Source organism: Ruegeria sp. J8, assembly GCF_056531925.1.
In genome coordinates this window covers 93,858-111,858 of record NZ_JBQFMR010000012.1, presented here as the reverse complement: position 1 = coordinate 111,858, position 18,001 = coordinate 93,858, and the positions used below count along the sequence as shown (strand labels likewise).

General features: G+C 58.1%; 20 protein-coding genes and 1 riboswitch. Of the genes, 16 read left to right on the top strand and 4 right to left on the bottom strand.

The window, feature by feature from the left end; translation table 11 throughout:
• The first annotated feature begins 17 nt into the window (after positions 1 to 17).
• From ACR0L1_RS20770 to petA, 8 genes are all read left to right on the top strand, one after another.
• Positions 18 to 575: an EF-hand domain-containing protein gene (locus tag ACR0L1_RS20770; protein ID WP_247748071.1), complete on the top strand. Its 558-nt coding sequence runs from the start codon at positions 18 to 20 to the stop codon at positions 573 to 575.
• A gap of 252 nt (positions 576 to 827) precedes the next feature.
• Complete coding sequence (locus ACR0L1_RS20765; protein WP_371811950.1) at positions 828 to 1,550, top strand: TVP38/TMEM64 family protein; 723 nt, start codon at positions 828 to 830, stop codon at positions 1,548 to 1,550.
• 449 nt (positions 1,551 to 1,999) lie between these two features.
• On the top strand, positions 2,000 to 2,359 hold the full coding sequence (locus ACR0L1_RS20760) for a hypothetical protein (protein WP_170634699.1): 360 nt from the start codon (positions 2,000 to 2,002) through the stop codon (positions 2,357 to 2,359).
• A 132-nt stretch (positions 2,360 to 2,491) separates the two neighbouring features.
• The gene (locus ACR0L1_RS20755) at positions 2,492 to 3,541 is read left to right on the top strand and encodes a YncE family protein (protein WP_170634697.1); all 1,050 of its coding nucleotides are present in this window, start codon (positions 2,492 to 2,494) and stop codon (positions 3,539 to 3,541) included.
• Positions 3,542 to 3,673: 132 nt separating this feature from the next.
• Positions 3,674 to 5,959, top strand: coding sequence for a copper-transporting P-type ATPase (locus ACR0L1_RS20750; RefSeq protein WP_170634748.1), 2,286 nt, complete (start codon positions 3,674 to 3,676; stop codon positions 5,957 to 5,959).
• Positions 5,956 to 7,290: an APC family permease gene (locus tag ACR0L1_RS20745; protein ID WP_475198682.1), complete on the top strand. Its 1,335-nt coding sequence runs from the start codon at positions 5,956 to 5,958 to the stop codon at positions 7,288 to 7,290. The genes ACR0L1_RS20750 and ACR0L1_RS20745 overlap by 4 nt, the downstream gene beginning before the upstream one ends.
• A complete protein-coding gene (locus ACR0L1_RS20740) occupies positions 7,287 to 7,565 on the top strand; it encodes a DUF2933 domain-containing protein (RefSeq protein WP_170634695.1) in 279 nt (92 codons plus the stop codon). The genes ACR0L1_RS20745 and ACR0L1_RS20740 overlap by 4 nt, the downstream gene beginning before the upstream one ends.
• Positions 7,566 to 7,890: 325 nt before the next feature.
• On the top strand, positions 7,891 to 8,439 hold the full coding sequence (gene petA / locus ACR0L1_RS20735; RefSeq protein WP_170634693.1) for a ubiquinol-cytochrome c reductase iron-sulfur subunit: 549 nt from the start codon (positions 7,891 to 7,893) through the stop codon (positions 8,437 to 8,439).
• A gap of 291 nt (positions 8,440 to 8,730) precedes the next feature.
• Here petA and ACR0L1_RS20730 read toward each other — a convergent pair whose 3' ends face one another.
• Both ACR0L1_RS20730 and ACR0L1_RS20725 read right to left on the bottom strand, forming a co-directional pair.
• Positions 8,731 to 9,981, bottom strand: a complete 1,251-nt coding sequence (locus ACR0L1_RS20730; RefSeq protein ID WP_170634691.1) for an MFS transporter — start codon at positions 9,979 to 9,981, stop codon at positions 8,731 to 8,733.
• Positions 9,968 to 10,996: a lysylphosphatidylglycerol synthase domain-containing protein gene (locus ACR0L1_RS20725; protein ID WP_170634689.1), complete on the bottom strand. Its 1,029-nt coding sequence runs from the start codon at positions 10,994 to 10,996 to the stop codon at positions 9,968 to 9,970. Before ACR0L1_RS20725 ends, ACR0L1_RS20730 begins: the two co-directional genes overlap by 14 nt.
• Before the next feature lie 89 nt (positions 10,997 to 11,085).
• On the opposite strand from ACR0L1_RS20725, the gene ACR0L1_RS20720 reads away from it, so the two are divergent.
• Positions 11,086 to 11,499 (top strand): heavy metal-responsive transcriptional regulator, encoded by a 414-nt coding sequence (locus ACR0L1_RS20720; protein WP_170634687.1) that lies wholly within the window; start codon positions 11,086 to 11,088, stop codon positions 11,497 to 11,499.
• A 284-nt stretch (positions 11,500 to 11,783) separates the two neighbouring features.
• The gene (locus ACR0L1_RS20715; RefSeq protein WP_170634686.1) at positions 11,784 to 12,260 is read left to right on the top strand and encodes a DUF411 domain-containing protein; all 477 of its coding nucleotides are present in this window, start codon (positions 11,784 to 11,786) and stop codon (positions 12,258 to 12,260) included.
• 211 nt (positions 12,261 to 12,471) lie between these two features.
• Here the strand turns inward: ACR0L1_RS20715 and ACR0L1_RS20710 are convergent, their stop codons facing one another.
• Positions 12,472 to 12,690 (bottom strand): GDCCVxC domain-containing (seleno)protein, encoded by a 219-nt coding sequence (locus ACR0L1_RS20710; protein ID WP_247748072.1) that lies wholly within the window; start codon positions 12,688 to 12,690, stop codon positions 12,472 to 12,474.
• Between the two features lie 4 nt (positions 12,691 to 12,694).
• Positions 12,695 to 13,018, bottom strand: coding sequence for a hypothetical protein (locus ACR0L1_RS20705; RefSeq protein ID WP_170634684.1), 324 nt, complete (start codon positions 13,016 to 13,018; stop codon positions 12,695 to 12,697).
• Positions 13,019 to 13,163: 145 nt separating this feature from the next.
• On the opposite strand from ACR0L1_RS20705, the gene ACR0L1_RS20700 reads away from it, so the two are divergent.
• From ACR0L1_RS20700 to ACR0L1_RS20675, 6 genes are all read left to right on the top strand, one after another.
• Positions 13,164 to 13,580 carry a MerR family transcriptional regulator gene (locus ACR0L1_RS20700; RefSeq protein WP_170634682.1) on the top strand — a complete coding sequence of 139 codons (417 nt, stop codon included), beginning with the start codon at positions 13,164 to 13,166 and terminating at the stop codon, positions 13,578 to 13,580.
• 348 nt (positions 13,581 to 13,928) lie between these two features.
• The gene (locus tag ACR0L1_RS20695) at positions 13,929 to 14,552 is read left to right on the top strand and encodes a transglutaminase-like cysteine peptidase (protein WP_247748073.1); all 624 of its coding nucleotides are present in this window, start codon (positions 13,929 to 13,931) and stop codon (positions 14,550 to 14,552) included.
• Between the two features lie 1,145 nt (positions 14,553 to 15,697).
• Positions 15,698 to 16,033 carry a DUF1636 family protein gene (locus ACR0L1_RS20690; protein WP_170634680.1) on the top strand — a complete coding sequence of 112 codons (336 nt, stop codon included), beginning with the start codon at positions 15,698 to 15,700 and terminating at the stop codon, positions 16,031 to 16,033.
• A 181-nt stretch (positions 16,034 to 16,214) separates the two neighbouring features.
• A riboswitch (cobalamin riboswitch) is annotated at positions 16,215 to 16,430 on the top strand.
• A 34-nt stretch (positions 16,431 to 16,464) separates the two neighbouring features.
• The gene (locus tag ACR0L1_RS20685; RefSeq protein ID WP_170481539.1) at positions 16,465 to 16,635 is read left to right on the top strand and encodes a CbtB domain-containing protein; all 171 of its coding nucleotides are present in this window, start codon (positions 16,465 to 16,467) and stop codon (positions 16,633 to 16,635) included.
• 4 nt (positions 16,636 to 16,639) lie between these two features.
• Positions 16,640 to 17,338 (top strand): CbtA family protein, encoded by a 699-nt coding sequence (locus ACR0L1_RS20680; RefSeq protein WP_170634742.1) that lies wholly within the window; start codon positions 16,640 to 16,642, stop codon positions 17,336 to 17,338.
• Positions 17,339 to 17,402: 64 nt separating this feature from the next.
• Entirely contained in the window at positions 17,403 to 17,906 is a 504-nt protein-coding gene (locus ACR0L1_RS20675; protein ID WP_170634678.1) for a hypothetical protein, read from the top strand.
• Positions 17,907 to 18,001 lie beyond the last annotated feature (95 nt).

Here is an 18,001-nt window from a genome sequence, read left to right as displayed (position 1 = left end):
CCCGAGAGGTGAAAGTCATGAAAGTTACCTTCACGCTGGCCGCCGGAGCCATTGCCGCGACTTTGATGGCGCTGCCCGCGCTTGCCGCCGGTCAGCATGGCAGCAGCGCGCAGATGCAGGGCCATCAGGGCGGCATGATGCAGGGTGCGCCCGGCGGTATGATGGGCGATCACGCAGGCATGATGCAAGTGATGATGAAAATGCATGGTCAGATGATGGGTGGTATGCATGGTAAGGGTATGATGGGCGGCAACTGGCTGGCGGTTCTGGACATGGAGGTTCTGGACATGGACGAGGACGGTCGCCCGAGCGAATCTGAGATCGCCGAAGGTCTGAAGGCCCGGATGCAGGCGCATGACGTTAATGGAGATGGCAACCTGTCGATTGATGAGTTCGAAGCGCTGCATTCCGGAATGATCCGCGAAACTATGGTGGACCGATTTCAGCATCTGGATGCCAATGGCGATGGCGCGGTGACCACAGGGGAAATCGAGAAAGGCGCGAAGACGATGTCGCCGAAACACGGCATGAAGTCCTCGAAACCTGTGACAAAGTCTTCTGAAACCAACAACTGAAACGCAACCGTGTAGCCGGGTCATCGCACTCGGCCACAAACCACTGAGGAACAAAGCGATGATGGGGTATGGCGCTGGAATGGGGTTTGGCATGATTTGGATGTTGCTGATTGCAGTGTTGATCGTTCTGGCGATCGTGGCACTGGTCAAATACATCGCTAAGTGACCTCGGAATCCGTCACTCCCGTATAGGGGTGGAGGGCTATGTCATAGGAGGAACGAAAGCTGGAAGGCCTGCACAGCAATAGCCGTTTGGTTTTCATCGCGGTTTTGATCGCGTTGCTGATCGCCACCATCTGGTTGTGGCTGTCTGGCGCGTTGGACGCAGGACTATCGCGCGAAGTCATTACTGCGTGGGTGGATTGGGCCGGCCCGTTCGGACCCATTGTCATCATCGGCTTCATGACAGCCGCAGTGGTTGCCAGCCCAATCCCCAGCGCTCCGATCGCTGTCGCCGCCGGGGTGGCATATGGGCATGGGCCGGGAACCGCATTGGTTGCTATCGGGGCGGAGTTGGGGGCGCTGCTGGCGTTCCTGATAGCCCGTTGGTTGGGGCGCGACGCGCTGCGCCGGTGGTTCGGCGACAAGCTGGACATGGGGTTGCTTGGATCGCAGAATGCCCTGATGTTGACCGTGTTCACCAGCCGCCTGATGCCTTTCGTTTCTTTCGACATGGTCAGCTATGCCGCTGGTCTGACCCGACTTCAATTTTGGCGGTTCGCACTGGCCACCTTGGCTGGAATCTTGCCGGCCAGTTTCGTTTTGGCCCATCTGGGCAGCCAGATTACCGAAACCGCGACGGGCGGCACCAGCCTTGCGGTTATCGGGCTTGGGCTGTTGACGGGGGCGCCACTTATTTGGTTGGCTTGGAAACGCAAGATGCCCGTTGGCTCTTCAGACCACGAATTGAGCCAGATCAATGCGACCGATCCAAGCGGTCCTAAACTGTTGGAGAATGGAGGAAACCCTAAGTGATCCGCGCACAATGGATATCAACTGCGACACGGACGGGTCGAGCCATGGGCCGGCTGCAGGTCCTGTTGATCTGTGCGTTGGTGGTTTCGATGCTGATTTCTGTTGTGCCGTCCCATGCCGGGCATGACATCGCGAAGGCCGCCACCCAGGCCGAGCTCGTTATCGATGACAGCGGTGGGTATCCCGCGTCTCATCCATCAGAAGAATTAGACTGCTCAGTGCACCCGGGCTGTTATGCGATGGCAGTTATGGCGGCACCTGAATTGCTCTCGATGCGTATTGCTACGCTCGTAGCGCCAGAACGGTTCCGGCCACGCGCAAGCCTGCCGGTCGCACCACTACCACATCCGCCAAACCTGTCCTGAACGTGACCGGCAATGGCCCCGGAATCGCTCCGGGGTCTTGCCCAAGCCGTTGATTGCGGCCCAACTCAGTTCAGGACACTTACCATGCTTACCATTCTGTACTTTTTCGTCACGGGCGTGGTGCTATTCGCACTGTTGCGCCTGACCTGTGGTCCCTGTGTGATGGGGACACAAGAACATCATCCCGTTGTTCCGGTGACAACCCTTGGCTGGGCGCTCAGCCTGTTTCTGGCCGCAACCTACCTGCTGTGCGTGGCCTTTGACCTGATCTTTCCAAGTTTTGCCATGTACCGGGCTTGGATCGGCCTGATGCCCGGAATGACTTGGCTCAGCCTGCCCTCATTCCTGTTGGGACTGTTATGGGCGTTTCTCTACGGCTGGTACGCCGCGTTGCTGTTCGGCGGACTGTTCAATGTCTTTGCGGCTCGCACAAAACTCAACTGATTGAATGGACAAAGCCATGAAGGCCATCGCTCTGACCCTGCTTTTGACGCCCTTCCTGATGGCCGTCATCTACCGGATTTTTCTGCACGTGCCCGCCAAGGTGCGCGTTTCAGTTGACGAAAGGAAACCTAAATGACCCTGTTCAATCTGGCCGCTGGCCTGTCTGTAGTAGCTTTGACCGCGCCTTCACTCACGCTTGCGGCAACCGTGTTCATTCCCGAAGGCAGCGCGGACTCGGTTCTGGTGATCGACTCCGAAACCGGCAAGACCGTCGAGCGGCTGCCGAGGCTCGTGGCGGTCCATGGGCTGGCCGGCGCGCCCGGCGTTAAGTACTTGGTCGCGGGCAGCTACGCAGAAACCGAGGCCACAACGCCACCAAAACCCGAAGGTATGTCCCAGGACGAACACGCCGCGCACCACGCCAAGCGCGATGTCACCGTGTTGCCCAAAGACAAGGGGCGGAGCCTGCTGACGATCCTTAATGCGGAAACACGCGAGGTCGTCCGCCAGATCGAGGTTCCAGGTGCGGTGCATCACACTGCGGTCTCGCCCGATGGGCAGTTCGCGGTGGCGACCCATCCGGGCGGTGACGGTATTTCGATCGTCGATCTCGATAAGCTCAGCTTCCTTGGTTTCGTAGCAACCGGGCCAATGCCCAACTATGCGGTATTCGCGCCTGACGGCGACAGGGTCTATGTCACCAATACCAGCAACGGTACACTTAGCGAAGTGGATGTCGTCAAAGGCTTCGTCGTACGCAACATCCCCGTCGGCGAAGGCCCTGAGCATCTTGTACTTAACGCCACCGGCAGCGCCGCCTTCGTAGCCGACAGTGATGGTGGCAAGGCCTTCCGCGTAGATCTTGCCAGCGGTTCTGTCACCGAAACCTATGACATAGGAGGCGAGTTGCACGGGATCGGCCTGTCCGACCGCGAGGCCGTACTGTTCGTGGCCGCCAAAGGCACCGACCGGTTGTTGTCGATTGATCTTGCTACGGGCAAACAGCGCTCGACCAACCTGTCACCGGCACCCTATCACCTGACGACCATACCGAACTCAGGCAAAGTGATGGTATCAAGCCGAACCGAACCGAAGGTCTGGATCGTCGATCAAGTCAGCCTGACGGCTATTACCGAAGTGCCGATACTGGGTGAGGGCCACCAGATGGTTGTTCTGCCCTGAAGGACTGTGCCCGGCATTGTGTAATTAAACGGCTCTACGACCAAAGCTTAAACCAGGGAGCAGAACATGACAGAAGACCACGACATCAGAATCCACGCGAACGGTCCGACCGAGATCGCTTACGTCTGCCCCATGCATTCTGACGTGCGTCAATCTGGGCCCGGCGACTGTCCCAAATGCGGGATGCACCTTGTGCCCGAGGGCGAGGTGGATGCGCATGCGCATCACCATCATTCCGCGCATCATGGCGCGACGGACGACAACGGTGAATATGACATCGTTCCGACAGGCTATGACGGACCCGTATATACCTGCCCGATGCATCCGCAGGTGCGGCAAACCCATCCTGGGTCCTGCCCACTCTGCGGCATGGGGTTGGAGCTGGAAAGCGCGGCGATGGTGGACGAGGGGCCGAACCCGGAACTGGTGGATTTCACCCGGCGCCTGTGGGTAGGTGCGGTTCTGACGCTGCCGCTTTTGGTTTTCACGATGGGCCCCTACGTTGGGCTGTCTGGTGTGCGAGAGATTTTTGGTGAGCGAACAACCCTATGGATTGAACTGATACTTGGCACTCCGGTCGTTCTTTGGTGCGGTTGGCCATTTCTGGAACGAGGGTGGAATTCGTTTCGCACCATGAACCTGAACATGTTCTCGTTGATTGCCATGGGGGTTTCGGCCGCGTGGCTGTTCAGCGTTGTCGCCGTATTGATGCCCCACATATTTCCGGACGGTTTTCGAGATTCAGAAGGCCATGTTGGGGTCTATTTCGAGGCTGCCGCAGTTATCGTTACACTTGTTCTGCTCGGGCAGGTGATGGAACTGCGGGCACGCGAAGGCACAGGAAAGGCAATCCGCGCTTTGCTGGACATGGCCGCAAAGACCGCCCGCATTATCCGCCCTGACAGCAGTGAAGAGGAAATTCCGCTTGAAGAAGTACAGGTAGGTGACCGCCTTCGCGTACGCCCCGGCGACAAGGTGCCAGTAGACGGCATTGTACTCGAAGGGCGCTCATCTGTTGACGAAAGCATGATCTCTGGCGAACCGGTTCCGGTCGAAAAGGTACAAGGCGAGCCGGTCACAGGGGCCACAATCAACGGCACCGGTAGTCTTGTAATCGAAGCAACCCGAGTGGGCTCTGACACAATGCTGTCCCAGATTGTCGAAATGGTGGCCAACGCGCAACGCTCGCGCGCACCGATCCAGAAATACGCCGACAAAGTTGCCGGATGGTTCGTGCCAGCGGTCATTGGCATCGCTGTATTGGCCTTCATTGCATGGGCGGTTTGGGGACCGGCTCCGGCACTCTCCTACGCCTTGATCGCAGCGGTGTCGGTACTGATCATAGCTTGCCCGTGCGCGCTTGGCTTGGCCACTCCGATGTCGATCATGACGGCCACGGGGAGAGGTGCACAAGCCGGAGTTTTGATCAAAAACGCCGAAGCTCTGGAACGGTTCGAGAAGGTCGATACCTTGATCGTCGACAAAACTGGCACTCTGACCATGGGCAAGCCGCAGCTGGTGGCTGTGTTACCTGAACCCGGCCATGACGAGGCCGAGGTGCTGCGGCTGGCTGCGACGCTGGAGAAGGGCTCGGAGCACCCGTTAGCTGAGGCAATCGTCACAGGTGCCGAGGAACGTGGCGTGGCCCTGTCCGACGCCAGTGACTTCGAGGCGGTGACTGGTAAAGGCGTGAAAGGCACGGTGGATGGCCGCCCCGTCGCGCTCGGCAACCTGAAACTGGTCACCGATCTCGGACTCGAGGCGACCGATCTGACGGCCAAGGCCGATGCGCGCCGGGATGACGGCGAAACGGTAATGTTCGTGATGCTTGATGGTTCAGTGGCAGGGTTGGTCAGCGTCGCAGACCCGGTCAAGGAAACCACGCCTGCAGCACTGAAAGCACTGCACGAGTTGGGTTTCCGAATTATCATGGCGACTGGCGACAACGAACGCACTGCAAAGGCGGTGGCCGAACGTCTGGGTATCGATGAGATTCGAGCCGACGTTCTACCTGAGGACAAGGCCCGCATAATTCGCGAACTGCAGGAGAAAGGCGCAAAGGTCGCCATGGCGGGTGACGGAGTGAACGACGCACCCGCGTTAGCGCAGTCCGATGTGGGCATCGCCATGGGCACCGGCGCCGACGTGGCGATCGAAAGTGCAGGCTTCACGCTGGTCAACGGTAGCCTCGATGGCATCGTGCGCGCCCGAAGGCTGGCCCGCGCTACCATGCGCAATATCCGGCAGAATCTATTCTTTGCCCTGATCTACAACGCCTCGGGCGTTCCGGTGGCGGCGGGTCTTCTGTTCCCGCTTTTCGGCATCCTGATCAGCCCGATGTTCGCCGCCTTCGCCATGAGCGCTTCGTCGATTTCAGTGGTGTTAAATGCGCTGCGATTGCGGGGGGCGAAGATTTGAGCACGCACGAGCATAGTACGCACGGCGCCAGTGGCGCGCTGAAGCCCGGATCAATCTCGCTGACCGGGGCCGTCGCCATGGGTACCGGCGTTATGATCGGCGCGGGGATATTTGCACTGACCGGACAGATCGCCGGGCTGGCGGGGCCGTGGTTTCCGCTGTCCTTCGTGGTCGGGGCCGTGGTGACGGGTTTCAGCGCTTATACCTATATCGCCATGTCCAACGCCTGGCCCTCATCGGGCGGCATCGCCATGATCCTGACCAAGGCCTACGGGCCCGGGGCGGTTGCGGCGGCGGCCTCGCTGCTGATGGCGCTGTCGATGGTGATCAACGAAAGCCTCGTCGCGCGTACATTCGCGAGCTATGCGCTCCGCCCGTTCAACATCGAGAGCGGACCGCTGGTGCCTTTGGTCGCGGTTGCGCTGATCGTCTTTGCCTATGCGGTGAACCGGTCGGGCAACCGGTCCGTGGGGTTGTGGTCGATCATCATGTCGGCGCTCAAGATCGGCGGGATCGCAATATTCGGCATCGCCGCACTTTGGGCTGCGGGCGGAACCTGGCAGGTTCAGGGCTCGGAACCGGCCGCGCCGCTGGGGTTCGTCGCCTCGGTAGCCCTGTCGATCCTCGCCTTCAAGGGCTTTACCACCATCACCAACAGCGGGGCCGAGATCCTCGACCCGCACCGCAATGTCGGGCGCACCATCATGATCTCGATCGCGATCTGCGCGGTGGTCTACCTGCTGGTCGCCCTTGCCGTCGGTGTCAGCCTGCCGCCCGAGCAAATCCGCGCGGCGCAGGACTATGCCCTGGCCGAGGCTGCCAGGCCGGTGCTGGGGCAGGGCGGGTTCTACCTGACCGTGGCGCTGGCGATGGTGGCGACGGCCTCGGGGCTGATCGCCAGCGTTTTTGCTGTGTCCCGGATGCTGGCGATGCTGACCGACATGAAAATGATCCCGCACAGCCATTTCGGCATGACGGGCAGCATCCAGTCTCACACGCTGATCTACACGGTCGTGATTGCGGGCCTGCTTGCGGTGTTGTTCGACCTGTCTCGCATCGCCTCGTTGGGGGCGTTCTTTTACCTGGTGATGGACATGGCGGTGCATTGGGGTGTCTGGCGACGCTTGCGCGGTCAGATCAAAGCCCGTGGATGGGTCTTGTTAACCGCCCTGGCGCTGGACTGCGTAGTCCTGACCGCGTTCACAATACTCAAGCTGCGCTCCGACCCGATGATCGTAGTATATGCCGTTGCTGGCATCGGCTTGGTCTTCGTCTATGAGCGCATCTTTCTCAAACAATGGATCATCGAAAAGGAGGCAAATCAGCTATGACCCAATCAAATTTCGACGAAACCCGCGCCACACAGGAGACGACCGAAAGGGTCAGCTATGACGTAACGGCCGAAGCGCCCAAAACCGAAGATCAGACGGCCAACGGTGCCAAGCGTAATTGGCTCCCGGTTGTCATTGCGATCGCGTTGGGCGCCGCTGTTCTGGGCTGGGAATACCGCGAGACACTCTATCCTTTGCTCAGTTCTCCGTTGCTGTTCTTGCTGGTCTGCGTGGGCATGCATTTCTTAATGCATCGCGGCCACGGCAAACACTGAGAACGGCGCCCTGTATGGCTGGAGGCTTTGCGGCAAGAACACTGCGCAACAAGGAGCAGCAACGGCCAACTGATCAGAACAAATTTGTAACCCAATAAGGAAGGGAAATTGCCATGTTAGCAAATCCAATTCGGAGAGCAGCAATTGAACTGCACCTGACGGCCGGTGCACTGCCTGTAAAGGCATTGCACGGTGACACCGACGAAGATCACTCTGATGAATAGGGAATGGGGCATCGCGGTGAAGAAGAGGACCAAGGCGACTGATCCACCTCGTCCGAGTCCTATCATTCGATGAACCCGTCCTGACGCACAGGAGGAACAATATGTCTGAATTTTCTGAAAGACAGGCACCTTCAGAGCCTGAAACTCGGCGCGATTTCTTATACTTCGTCACCGGCGGTGCCGCCATCGTGGCCACGGGCACGGCGGTCTGGCCACTTGTTAACAGCATGAACCCCAGTGCAGACATCTCCGCCCAAGCCGTTGTCGACATAGATCTTGAAGGTGTCGGACCAGGAACGAGGATCACTGTTAAATGGAAAGGCAAGCCGATCTTTATAGACCACCGGACTAAAGAGCGGATCGCGCTGGCGATAGCAGAAGACGATGCACCAATGATCGACCCGCAACCTGACGCCGAGCGCGTACAGCGACCGGAATGGCTGGTAGTTATTGGCGTTTGCACCCATCTGGGATGCATACCACTCGGGCAGGGCGGCAGCGAACCCACCGGAGACTGGGACGGTTGGTTCTGTCCGTGTCACGGTTCACATTACGACACGTCTGGTAGAATTCGGAAAGGCCCCGCGCCCCGCAACCTCGATCTGCCCCCTTACGAGTTCGTCACCGACACACGGGTCAAAATTGGGTGACGGCGCGGTGAACTTTGTTCAGAGGCGCGTGCCTCACCAGGTTCGTTTGTCAGTCCTCGAATATCCCTCGATCAGCGCCGCGATGCTATGTGGCGGAATTCGACATGTACCCCGCTTTCTGGAGTTTTCGAGAAGAGACCTCGCCGTCATGTTCTGAACGGAACAATTCTAATCGCTGCGCTCAAGGTTTCTGCTTCGCCCATGTTTAGACATGCCATCTTGCCTTTTGACAGGATCGCATCTGAATTGCGGGTTGAGAGGAAACGCTTTGGTCCTGAACAAGGTGCTATTTCAACCCCGTGTAAGCCGCGCGGCGATCGCGACCTGTCCCAGCGCGGCCAGGATCGCAGCGATGAACACGGCTTCGATGGCGATCATGCTGACCACCACACCGCCCACAAGCGGCGCCAGCGCCGCCGGGGCCGCAAAGCTGTTGAACCACGCGGAATAGGCCGGGCGGCGGTCGTCGGGCGAGATCTCCAGCAAGTAGCCGAGATAGCCGATGGTCACGCCGTTCATCATCGCGCCGATCAGGAAGAACAGCACCGCGAAACTGGTCAGCCCCGAACCCGTGACCACAAGCAGCAAAACCAGCACCGGAGGTCCGAGACGCACCAGTGCCACTATCCCCAGCAGGCGCAATTTGCCCGCCTGGTCTCCGATGTGGCCCCAGAGCGGATTCGAGGCCAGCGCGCCGACAGTCTGCGCCGCCAACAGCGTTCCGACATCCGCCGCCCCGAGGCCGCTGCGGCTGGCGGCAACGACATAGAACGGCAACGCCATCAGCGTCGCTGCACCAAGCCATTGGAAGATCAGGAACAGCCGGAACCGGCGGTCCTGCCGCAGCGTCGAGAAACCTTCGCGCAGAAATCCAGGCAGATTGGCAGGACGGTCCCGTGGCGCCCTTGCAGCGGTAGCGGCCTCACCCGCGGAGACAAAAAGCGTCGCAGAGACGATCATCAGCACCGCGCCGAGCCAGAATATCAGCGCATAGGCCCTGAGCGGCGGCATCACGTCGAGCGCGAGTCGCAGAACGCCCGCCACCAGAACCGCCAGAACACCGCCGCCGAAAAAGCGCCAGGCCAACATCCGGCTGCGGCGCTCGGACGGGATCGCCCGGCCGACGATGTCGTTGTAGGGCACCGCGACCACGCCGCTGGCAAAGGCATAGACCGTCCACAATCCCAGCATCCCGAGCGCCAGCGGAACCGGAGGCCAATCGACCTGAGGCCAGTCGGCCCCCCACCACAGAAGAATACCAATCATCGCGACCGTGATCGCCCGCCCATAGGCACCAAGGGCGTAGAACGGCATCCGCCGATCGGTGCGCTCGGCGAGGTAGCCCACCGCGAACTGGGGCAGCAGCCAGCCAAGACGCAGGACCGTGCTGGCATAGCCCACGGCCAGCGCGCTACCGGTCAGCATATGCACCAGACTGGCCACTACCGTCGCGCTGTCCACCGCCGCCGACCCGCCCTGAAACACCGCACCAGCACCGGCGATCCGCCAAAATCTCGTGTCTTCGGGATTACGCCTTGCCATTCGCCGCCTCTGCCTCCGCCCGGGCGCGGCGGATGTCGATGCCGCTCTGCCACAACACCGTCAGGCCGATCCCGACCACCAGAAGGATCGTCAGCACATAGTTGAACAGGATCATCAGAAGGGCGGTTTCGTCCGGAACGCCAAGCACCTTGAGCGCGAACCCCGCCCCAAAGACAAAGCTCGCCGGGATGCGCACGAAACGACCCAGAACCATGGCGAACCCGGCAAACACCATCAGGAACAGGTAATCCCACGCGCTCAGCACCACGCCAACCGCCAGCCCGGCCCACAGGAAATGGGTTGTCGCCACCAGCTTACCCGCAATGGCTGCGGCAATGGCGGCGATGCGGCGGGCCCGTGCCTGTGGCCAGACAATCCCTTCACCGAGCGCGGTGCGCAGATACGCGCCATCGGCCCCGATGCGGGCGGCAGCCCAGTCGAAGAGTCGGCAGACCAGAGGGTCTTCGCTCAGAAGTGACGCGCGGAACCGGAACAGAACCCAAAGCAGGCTGCCGAAAAGCATCAGGTTCAACAGGCCCGCAACGCTCAATCCCAGCCGCAGGTCACCCTCGATCTGTGGAATCTGGCCGGCGGCGGCCACCGCTCCGGCAAAAAGGGCGAAAACGACGCCGTCGAGGAACCGGGCGATGATCGCGGTTGCAAGCACGGTCGCCATCTTCAAGCGGTCGAGCCGAGCAACCAGCCAGGCCCGGACCAGCGGGCTGATGCCGAGCGGGACAAGGACATTTGCGCCATAACCTGCCAGTAGCGCCCCCGTCAGCCGCAGGGTGCCGACCGGTTTCACGTCGAACAGGATCTGCCGCCACTTCCAGCCGCTCATCAGCTGCTCCAGCAGGATGGTGGCGGCAAGAATCGCGATCCAGAACATGTTGGCTCCGCGCAGGCCCTGCAGAAACAGCGCAAAATCGAGGCTGCCGTAGAGCGCAAACACCAGATAGAGCGCCAGGGCGGAGCCGAATATCGGCAGCAGCCACCGTTTCAGGAAGATCCGCATATGACATCCTCGCAAGCACCAAGACCCCAATGTTTTAACCTCCGTATCATGATACGGTGTCAAGATGCCGGTGAAGGAGGGAGACCGCGATGCAACCACTTAAGATCGGCCAGGCCGCGCGCGAGACCGGGATAGGCGTCGAGACGATCCGATTTTATGAAAGGAAGGGCCTTGTCACTCAGCCGCCGCGCCCAATTGACGGCGGCGCGCGGGACTATGGTGGTGACACGCTTTGGCGGCTGAAATTCATATCCGGCGCTAAGAAGCTCGGATTTTCGCTGGCAGAAATCGCGGAAATTCTGGAGTTGCGCACGGTACCAAATACCGAGTGCGTCGCGATGCAGGCCAGAGCGCGCAAAAAGCGGGACGAAATTCAGGAACGGATCGACGGGCTTGTACGGTTGAGGAACAATCTGGACGAGCTGATAGCGGCGTGTCCGGGGCGTGGTGGAATTCAGAACTGTTCGATCGTGGGTGCCATAGAACGCAGCAGTGAGAAATAGGCGCAATTCCGGCCTTGATCGGAGGGTAGCGGAGTTGCTTGCGAACCGGGTTATTGCCAAGCAAGACCCAGAGTGGCTGGTGCAGCGAAAAAAGGAGAGCGAGGGTTCCGTCTCCGAGCAGAGTTTGCGCCAGATCATTGTGAGAAATCCCTCCGTCGCCCAGAAAGCCATATCTGATGAGTATCCGAGGGTAACGAATATGGCAGTCTCGTATCTGCGATCCGCATTCAACCCTGCCGGTGCGCTTTCACATCGGTTCAAGACAAGTTTTCCCCGGAGGGAACATGACGACGAATAACCTGAGCCGCCGCCGCGTGATGCAAGGAGCCGCGGCCCTTGCGGGAAGCGCGGCGCTTCCCGCCTTCGCGAAAACCGACCGTTTCATCCATGTCCTGAAGGATCCGAATTGCGGATGCTGCGGCTCGTGGATCAAAATCATGCGGGCGGAAGGCTTTGAATTAAGCGTGGAAAACAGTGCCTGGGAGGCCTTGAACGCTTACAAAACCGCCAACGGTATTCCAGAGGGCATGATGTCATGCCACACGGGCCGCGCGGAGGGCTACATGATCGAAGGACACGTCCCGCCCGCTGACATCCGGCGCCTGCTGGGCGAACACCCGGATGCTGTCGGACTGTCGGTTCCCGGAATGCCGTTCGGCTCGCCAGGCATGGGGCCGGAAAGCGAACGCGAAGCCTTTGACGTCTTCCTGATCCGCAAGGATGGAACCACAGAGGTGTTTGCCAGCTACCCGGCCGTATGAAGTCCCGACGGCGCTGGCAAGATCCTGAAAAACACGGCGCTCGCTTGTTCTGCCCGGTTTACGTGACATTCTTCACGGCAAACCAGTTGATCCGTGACTTCACGCCTGCCTTGTCCTACCGGGCAAGTTCCAGCCTACGGTGAAAAAATACCTGCGTCCGCCAAGCCTGATGACCGGCTTTGCGGACAAAACCGACATCCCGGTCGCCGTATCAACCGCAGCATTTGTCGCCCGCCTGAATTGGCGGGCATGGGGCCGATCCGTAGGAACAGTAGACGCAGCAATCGCCGGGAAGTGGCTTCAGGACTTTTCCGCAAGATGTGCATTCGTAGAACCACTGGCACGCATCTGTTGGCATCGTTTCAGGTCTTGAATGTCCACATTCCGGGCAGATGATCGTGCTGACAAGGTTCGGGCGTTCTTCACTCATGGCGTCACATTAAGGTTATCAGGAAATCATTTATTCGGATTTCGTTGAGTACGATAACCCAAGCGATGGTCGTTAACGCAAAACTGCCTGTCAGCCACCATTTGAGGCGGTCGAGTGAACCATGGCGGTACGCGACGATGCCAGAGAGAAACAGCAGGGCCGTCGAACCGCCGAGCACGTAATAACTCGCGGCGGCAATCTTGCCAAATACGGCCAGCCAGCCCCCTCCCAAGCCAAGTAAAATCAAGGCCATCGGCAAGATGCAGCAGGTCGCAACGCCAAATGCGGTAAACGATCCAAGAAAACTCGCCCCTACAAACTTGCTCATAGTCTGCTTTCTCCGACTTTGACGATCTTGAGCGGAAGCCGGTTCGGCTTCCTCGATTTTTGCTTCGTGCGGTTTGCGAAATTCGACATCATGACCGACAATATGCATCCTGTAGTGGCTACAGGTTCAAGGGAAAGGTCATCACATGATTGCGATTGGCGAAGTGGCGAGATTGACCGGCCTGTCGGTCGAGACGATCCGCTACTACGAACGGGAAGGCATAGTCGAGAAAACCGGTCGAACCGCCTCGGGGCGCCGCGCTTACACGGAACGGGAAATATCCGAGCTCAGATTCATCAAACGCTGCCGCGATCTTGGCTTCACTATTCAGGATGCATGCGCACTTCGCGAATTGTCCAAAGCGCCGGAGCAAGCCTGTCGTGACGCCGAAGACGTCGCAACAAAACATCTCGACAAGGTCAGGTCAAAGATCGCCGCTCTCCAACGGCTGGAGCAAGCATTGGTAGAACTTGTGCAGACCTGTACTGAAGGAGCAGCATGCCCCCTGCTAACGGCGTTGCTCAACGAGCCTGTCGTCAAAGATGTCATTAGCGGTCACTAATTGCAGCGCCCGGAAAAACCGAAACTGCCTGTCTCAGTTTGGGGAGGAGCGGCTTCATTGTCCCAGTATTTCGTAACCTTAAGCGATGACGGCCGATCTGTGTTGTATTTTTGTTGAATGAGAGAATTGCGATCAGCTTACCCTCTAGTTCGCGCTGTTAGCTATGCCGGACTGGTGATGGCGTGGATGCTCTGATGCTGTCAACTAAGGAAGAAATACCAAAGAATCTGCAAATTTTTGCCGCTTTACCCCTAGAGGCTAAGAAGCAGTTGCAATGCCTCAAGGCACATGAAGGCTTGGAATAAAATACATTGGCCCCGGAAGTTTGGATACCTTCGAGGAACGAGCATGGAGAAGGCAGATATGACAAATCCCACGTTAGTTCAGAGAATGTTATCGAAAAACCTGCTGGGTTATCTCCCAATGATCTGTTTTATATGCAGCTTTTTTGTGTCTGCCGCTACATTACAAGCCTCTGAGCTTCCCTCGATCGGTCTTGACAGAAAGATTGAAGCGCCATCCGGTGCCAAAACACTATGCAAAGATTACTCTTGGGCGTGCGCGAGCGCTCGTAGTTCTGGTCTGTCCGTGGCACAAGAAAATCAGATCGTTAAAACGATCAACACGCGCGTCAATCGGAGAATCCGTGCCGTTTCGGATCAAAGCCAATACGGGACAAAGGAATACTGGACACTGCCGACGCAAGGGTCAGGAGATTGCGAAGACTTCGCTTTGCAAAAGAAGTTTGAACTTGTGCAGAACGGTGTGGATCCTACGAAGCTACTAATCGCGACCGTCTTGGACACCAATCGCAATGGCCATGCTGTTCTAGTCTATCGCTCGAGTGAAGGCGATTTGGTTCTGGACAATGTTACCAACAGGATCAAAACGTGGAAGGAAACAAGGTATCTTTTCCTACGAATACAGGACCCGATTCACCCTGATCGTTGGGTACAGGTTTCTAGCGGCTAAACCATTGGGTAGACATTGGTTGCCTCTCGCAATTGATGTCACGACCTGCATTGTTCTGGGCGCATAGTTGAGTTTCGATGCTCAGTCCGACTCGTCCATCTGCTTGTGTTTGCACCATTGCGTGTGAACGAATTCGATCCGCGCGCCAGATATCTCGGAGGTGTCGTATTGGCCTACTGTTGGGATTCCGCAAGCCATACACGTAGACAATGGGCGCGTTTCCGCAGCGAAACCTTCCATTTGACCCGCTCAGATTGGAGTATCTCCGTCAAGTAAAGGCCACCGGGTCGAGCGCGTTACGGCGAAGATATCGAACGCCTGATTAGGACGACCATGGAGGCCGTTCATCTACTTTAGGGAAGAACGCAATTATCCCCCAAGGATAAGGGGAAATGCGACGGCTCCGGCACTGCGTCGATGACATTGGAGGAGTTCGAAGACTGGCTGCACCCGGAGATATGCCGTTATCACAACACCCATCACACCGGGTTGCGGCGAGAACCGATGGCGGCATGGGCGATCCTCGGTTGTAGTGACGCAGACAGAAAAGTTGTTAATGCCGAGGCGTTTCGCATCAGCGTACTTCCTTTTGAATGTCGTCGGTTGTCGCTACGCATTCAGTCCCATGATCGGTCGTGGTAACCGAAAGGTAACCATCAAGCACGAACCCCGCTATATGTCCCGGATCTAGACTGTAATTGACGATAGAACGAACCTAGTTACGCGCAACAAGAACCTGTCGCGTCTCGGAATTCGCCTTGGGAGGCGCGGTGCGCGCGGACCTGAAAATAGGCGTGTCATGGCGAGCCGATCCCGGAGGCAATGCTGTTTCAGATTATTGAAGAACAAAGATGTTTCGCGTGAGCTGTTTCCACTTCATCGCCTACCACCTGCTTCAGCTCAGTCTCACGTAGAAACTTAAAAATTTTTTCGTCTGATGGTTGCTTCTTCGCCCTGCCAAATCCCCGTCTCGCACTCGGTGTATTTGCAAAGTTTTCGAGGGCTAGGGCTCATGTGTCCTTCCTGCCTGAGTATGGACTCTTTTCCAGACTTAGAGTCAAAACACGTATTGAAACTGAGCTAACAACCGACCAGCAAATATGAAATCTCAGATGGAAGTTCTCGATCAAGGATCAGCCTGACGCATGTGCCTACCTAACCTCACGCTTTGCAGAACCTGCCGCGACGCGGATTCCACCCTTTATGATCAATTAGCCGCAACGCTGGAGGCATCGGGGGTGCAAGCCGAGTTGCAGCAAGTGGATTGCATGTCCGGTTGTCACCGACCACAGACGTTGGCGGTGCGACAAAGCGGCAAGACCGCCTATCTTTTCGGTGAGGTTACGGTTGTCGATCTTCCGGACATAATGATCTTCATGCGGATGTATGAGGACAGTACTGACGGCGACTTCGCTGACGCCAGGAAGCTAGGTAAGCTACGTTTCAAGGCGATTGCACGTATACCGGCACAAAAAAGATAGCCAACATGCAACTTGCCGACCAAAGCTCCGGTGTCGAGTTTTCAGCTTACAGTTTGTGTTTTTCGACTTAGCCTTCTGCACTGAACGGCTAAAATCTAAACCAAGCCTGCCATTACCTAAGATTGACCGCTGCAGAATACTATGATGTCGCTTTCGTACTTGACGGAACAAAGCACTATGGAACAATAAAGGCTTCTACGGTGTCCAAAGGTGCCTACGCACTGGGACTGAAACGGGAATGAGGACGGTGCACCAAACTACCGCACTGAAGCCTTGACCGCCCCCGCGACTGTGAGCGGCGAGCGGCCTTCCAATACCACTGGCGTAATGGCGCTGGGAAGGGGGAAGTCTGCTGTGACCTGCGAGTCAGGAGACCGGCCGTAGGATGGACACAACATATGCCGTCGGGTGTGACGGCGAGGAGGATTAAAATGACGACAAAAACGATCAAGGCATCCGCCGCTGGCGCATCCTTTCTGCCTGCAGTATTCGCCGTGGTTCTGGGTCTAGGGATCATTACCGTGACTGGCCATGTTCAGGCTTCTGGCCTGCATGACGCGGCTCATGATGTGCGCCACGCAACTGGCTTCCCCTGCCACTAAAACAATGTTCAGTCGTATTCTGACCAGCGGCTTGTTCGCTGGTGCAGCAGCGGGGCTGATTGCCGCCCTTCTGCAGTTGTATTTCGTGCAGCCAGTGCTACTTCACGCCGAGCTCTATGAGGGCGGCGACCTGGTGCATTTTGGCGCTGATCCCGTAACTGCGCATCCCGACCTGCCCGGCATGTTCGCCGAGCCGATGCGCGATGGTCTCAGCATTATCTTCACCATGCTTACCTACACCGGCTATGCGCTAGTCCTGGCGGCGCTGATGTCAGTAGCCGAACGTCAGGGGCATGAGATCAACGGCCGCACCGGCCTGCTTTGGGGTCTTGCGGGCTTTGTCGCCTTCCACTTTGCTCCTGGCTTGTCACTGGCTCCAGAAGTTCCCGGCGTAGCGGCAGCAGATGTGGGAGTGCGTCAGATCTGGTGGACGGTCACCGTTGCCGCAGCCGGCGTAGCCATGTGGCTGATTGCCTTTGGAGGTAACCTGGTAAGCTACCTGATTGCGGCCGTGCTGCTAATGGTACCGCATATTATCGGGGCCCCTGAGCCTGAGAGTTTCTCTGGGCCGGTTCCGACCGAGATCGGGGCGCTTTTTGCTGCCCGGGCCTTCGGCATCGGCATGGCCGCCTGGGCACTCTTAGGCAGTTTCACCGGCCACTTCTGGCAGACAGAAGGCAAGCGCGCAGGCGCTGCAGTCTGATCGCGCTCCTCCATTGCTACCCCGCTGGTTACACCGGCGGGTTTTTTTTATTGAGGATGACAAGATGTCCCGTTCTCTTGCTCTCTTTGCCATCGGACTTGTCTTTGGCGGCGGTGCTGGCTTTGTGATTGCCGCCAGCAGCGGTAGCACCTTTGAGAGCCATGACCATACTGACCCGGCCCAACACGGCGGCAACATGGAGATGGCAGCGCACGACCACTCCGCTGCCACTAATCTGCCTGCCGACAGCGACGCCCCCAGTGTGGCGATCCAGATGATTAAGGATCCTATGGCGGGCTGGAATCTGCGTGTGACACCGCAGAACTTTCGCTTTGCTCCGGAAAATGCCTCCACGGCTGACGTTCCAGGCGAAGGTCACGCGCATGTTTATATCAACGGCGAAAAGCTGGGCCGCCTTTATGCCAATTGGTTACACCTTCCGTCGCTCCCCGATGGCGATGTTGAAGTAAAAGTTTCTCTCAATGGCAACAGCCACAGCCCTCTGATGGTTGAGGGTGTGCCCGTGGAGGCCAAAGTGACCGTGCAGCCTGACGGCGATGACTCCTGATTGACATTCCTGGCTGAGAAGACAACTACGCGGATTCAGCGGGTCTAAGCGGCAAGTACAGCGTGCGCGCGGGTTTTTGCCGCTCTGTATCCAAG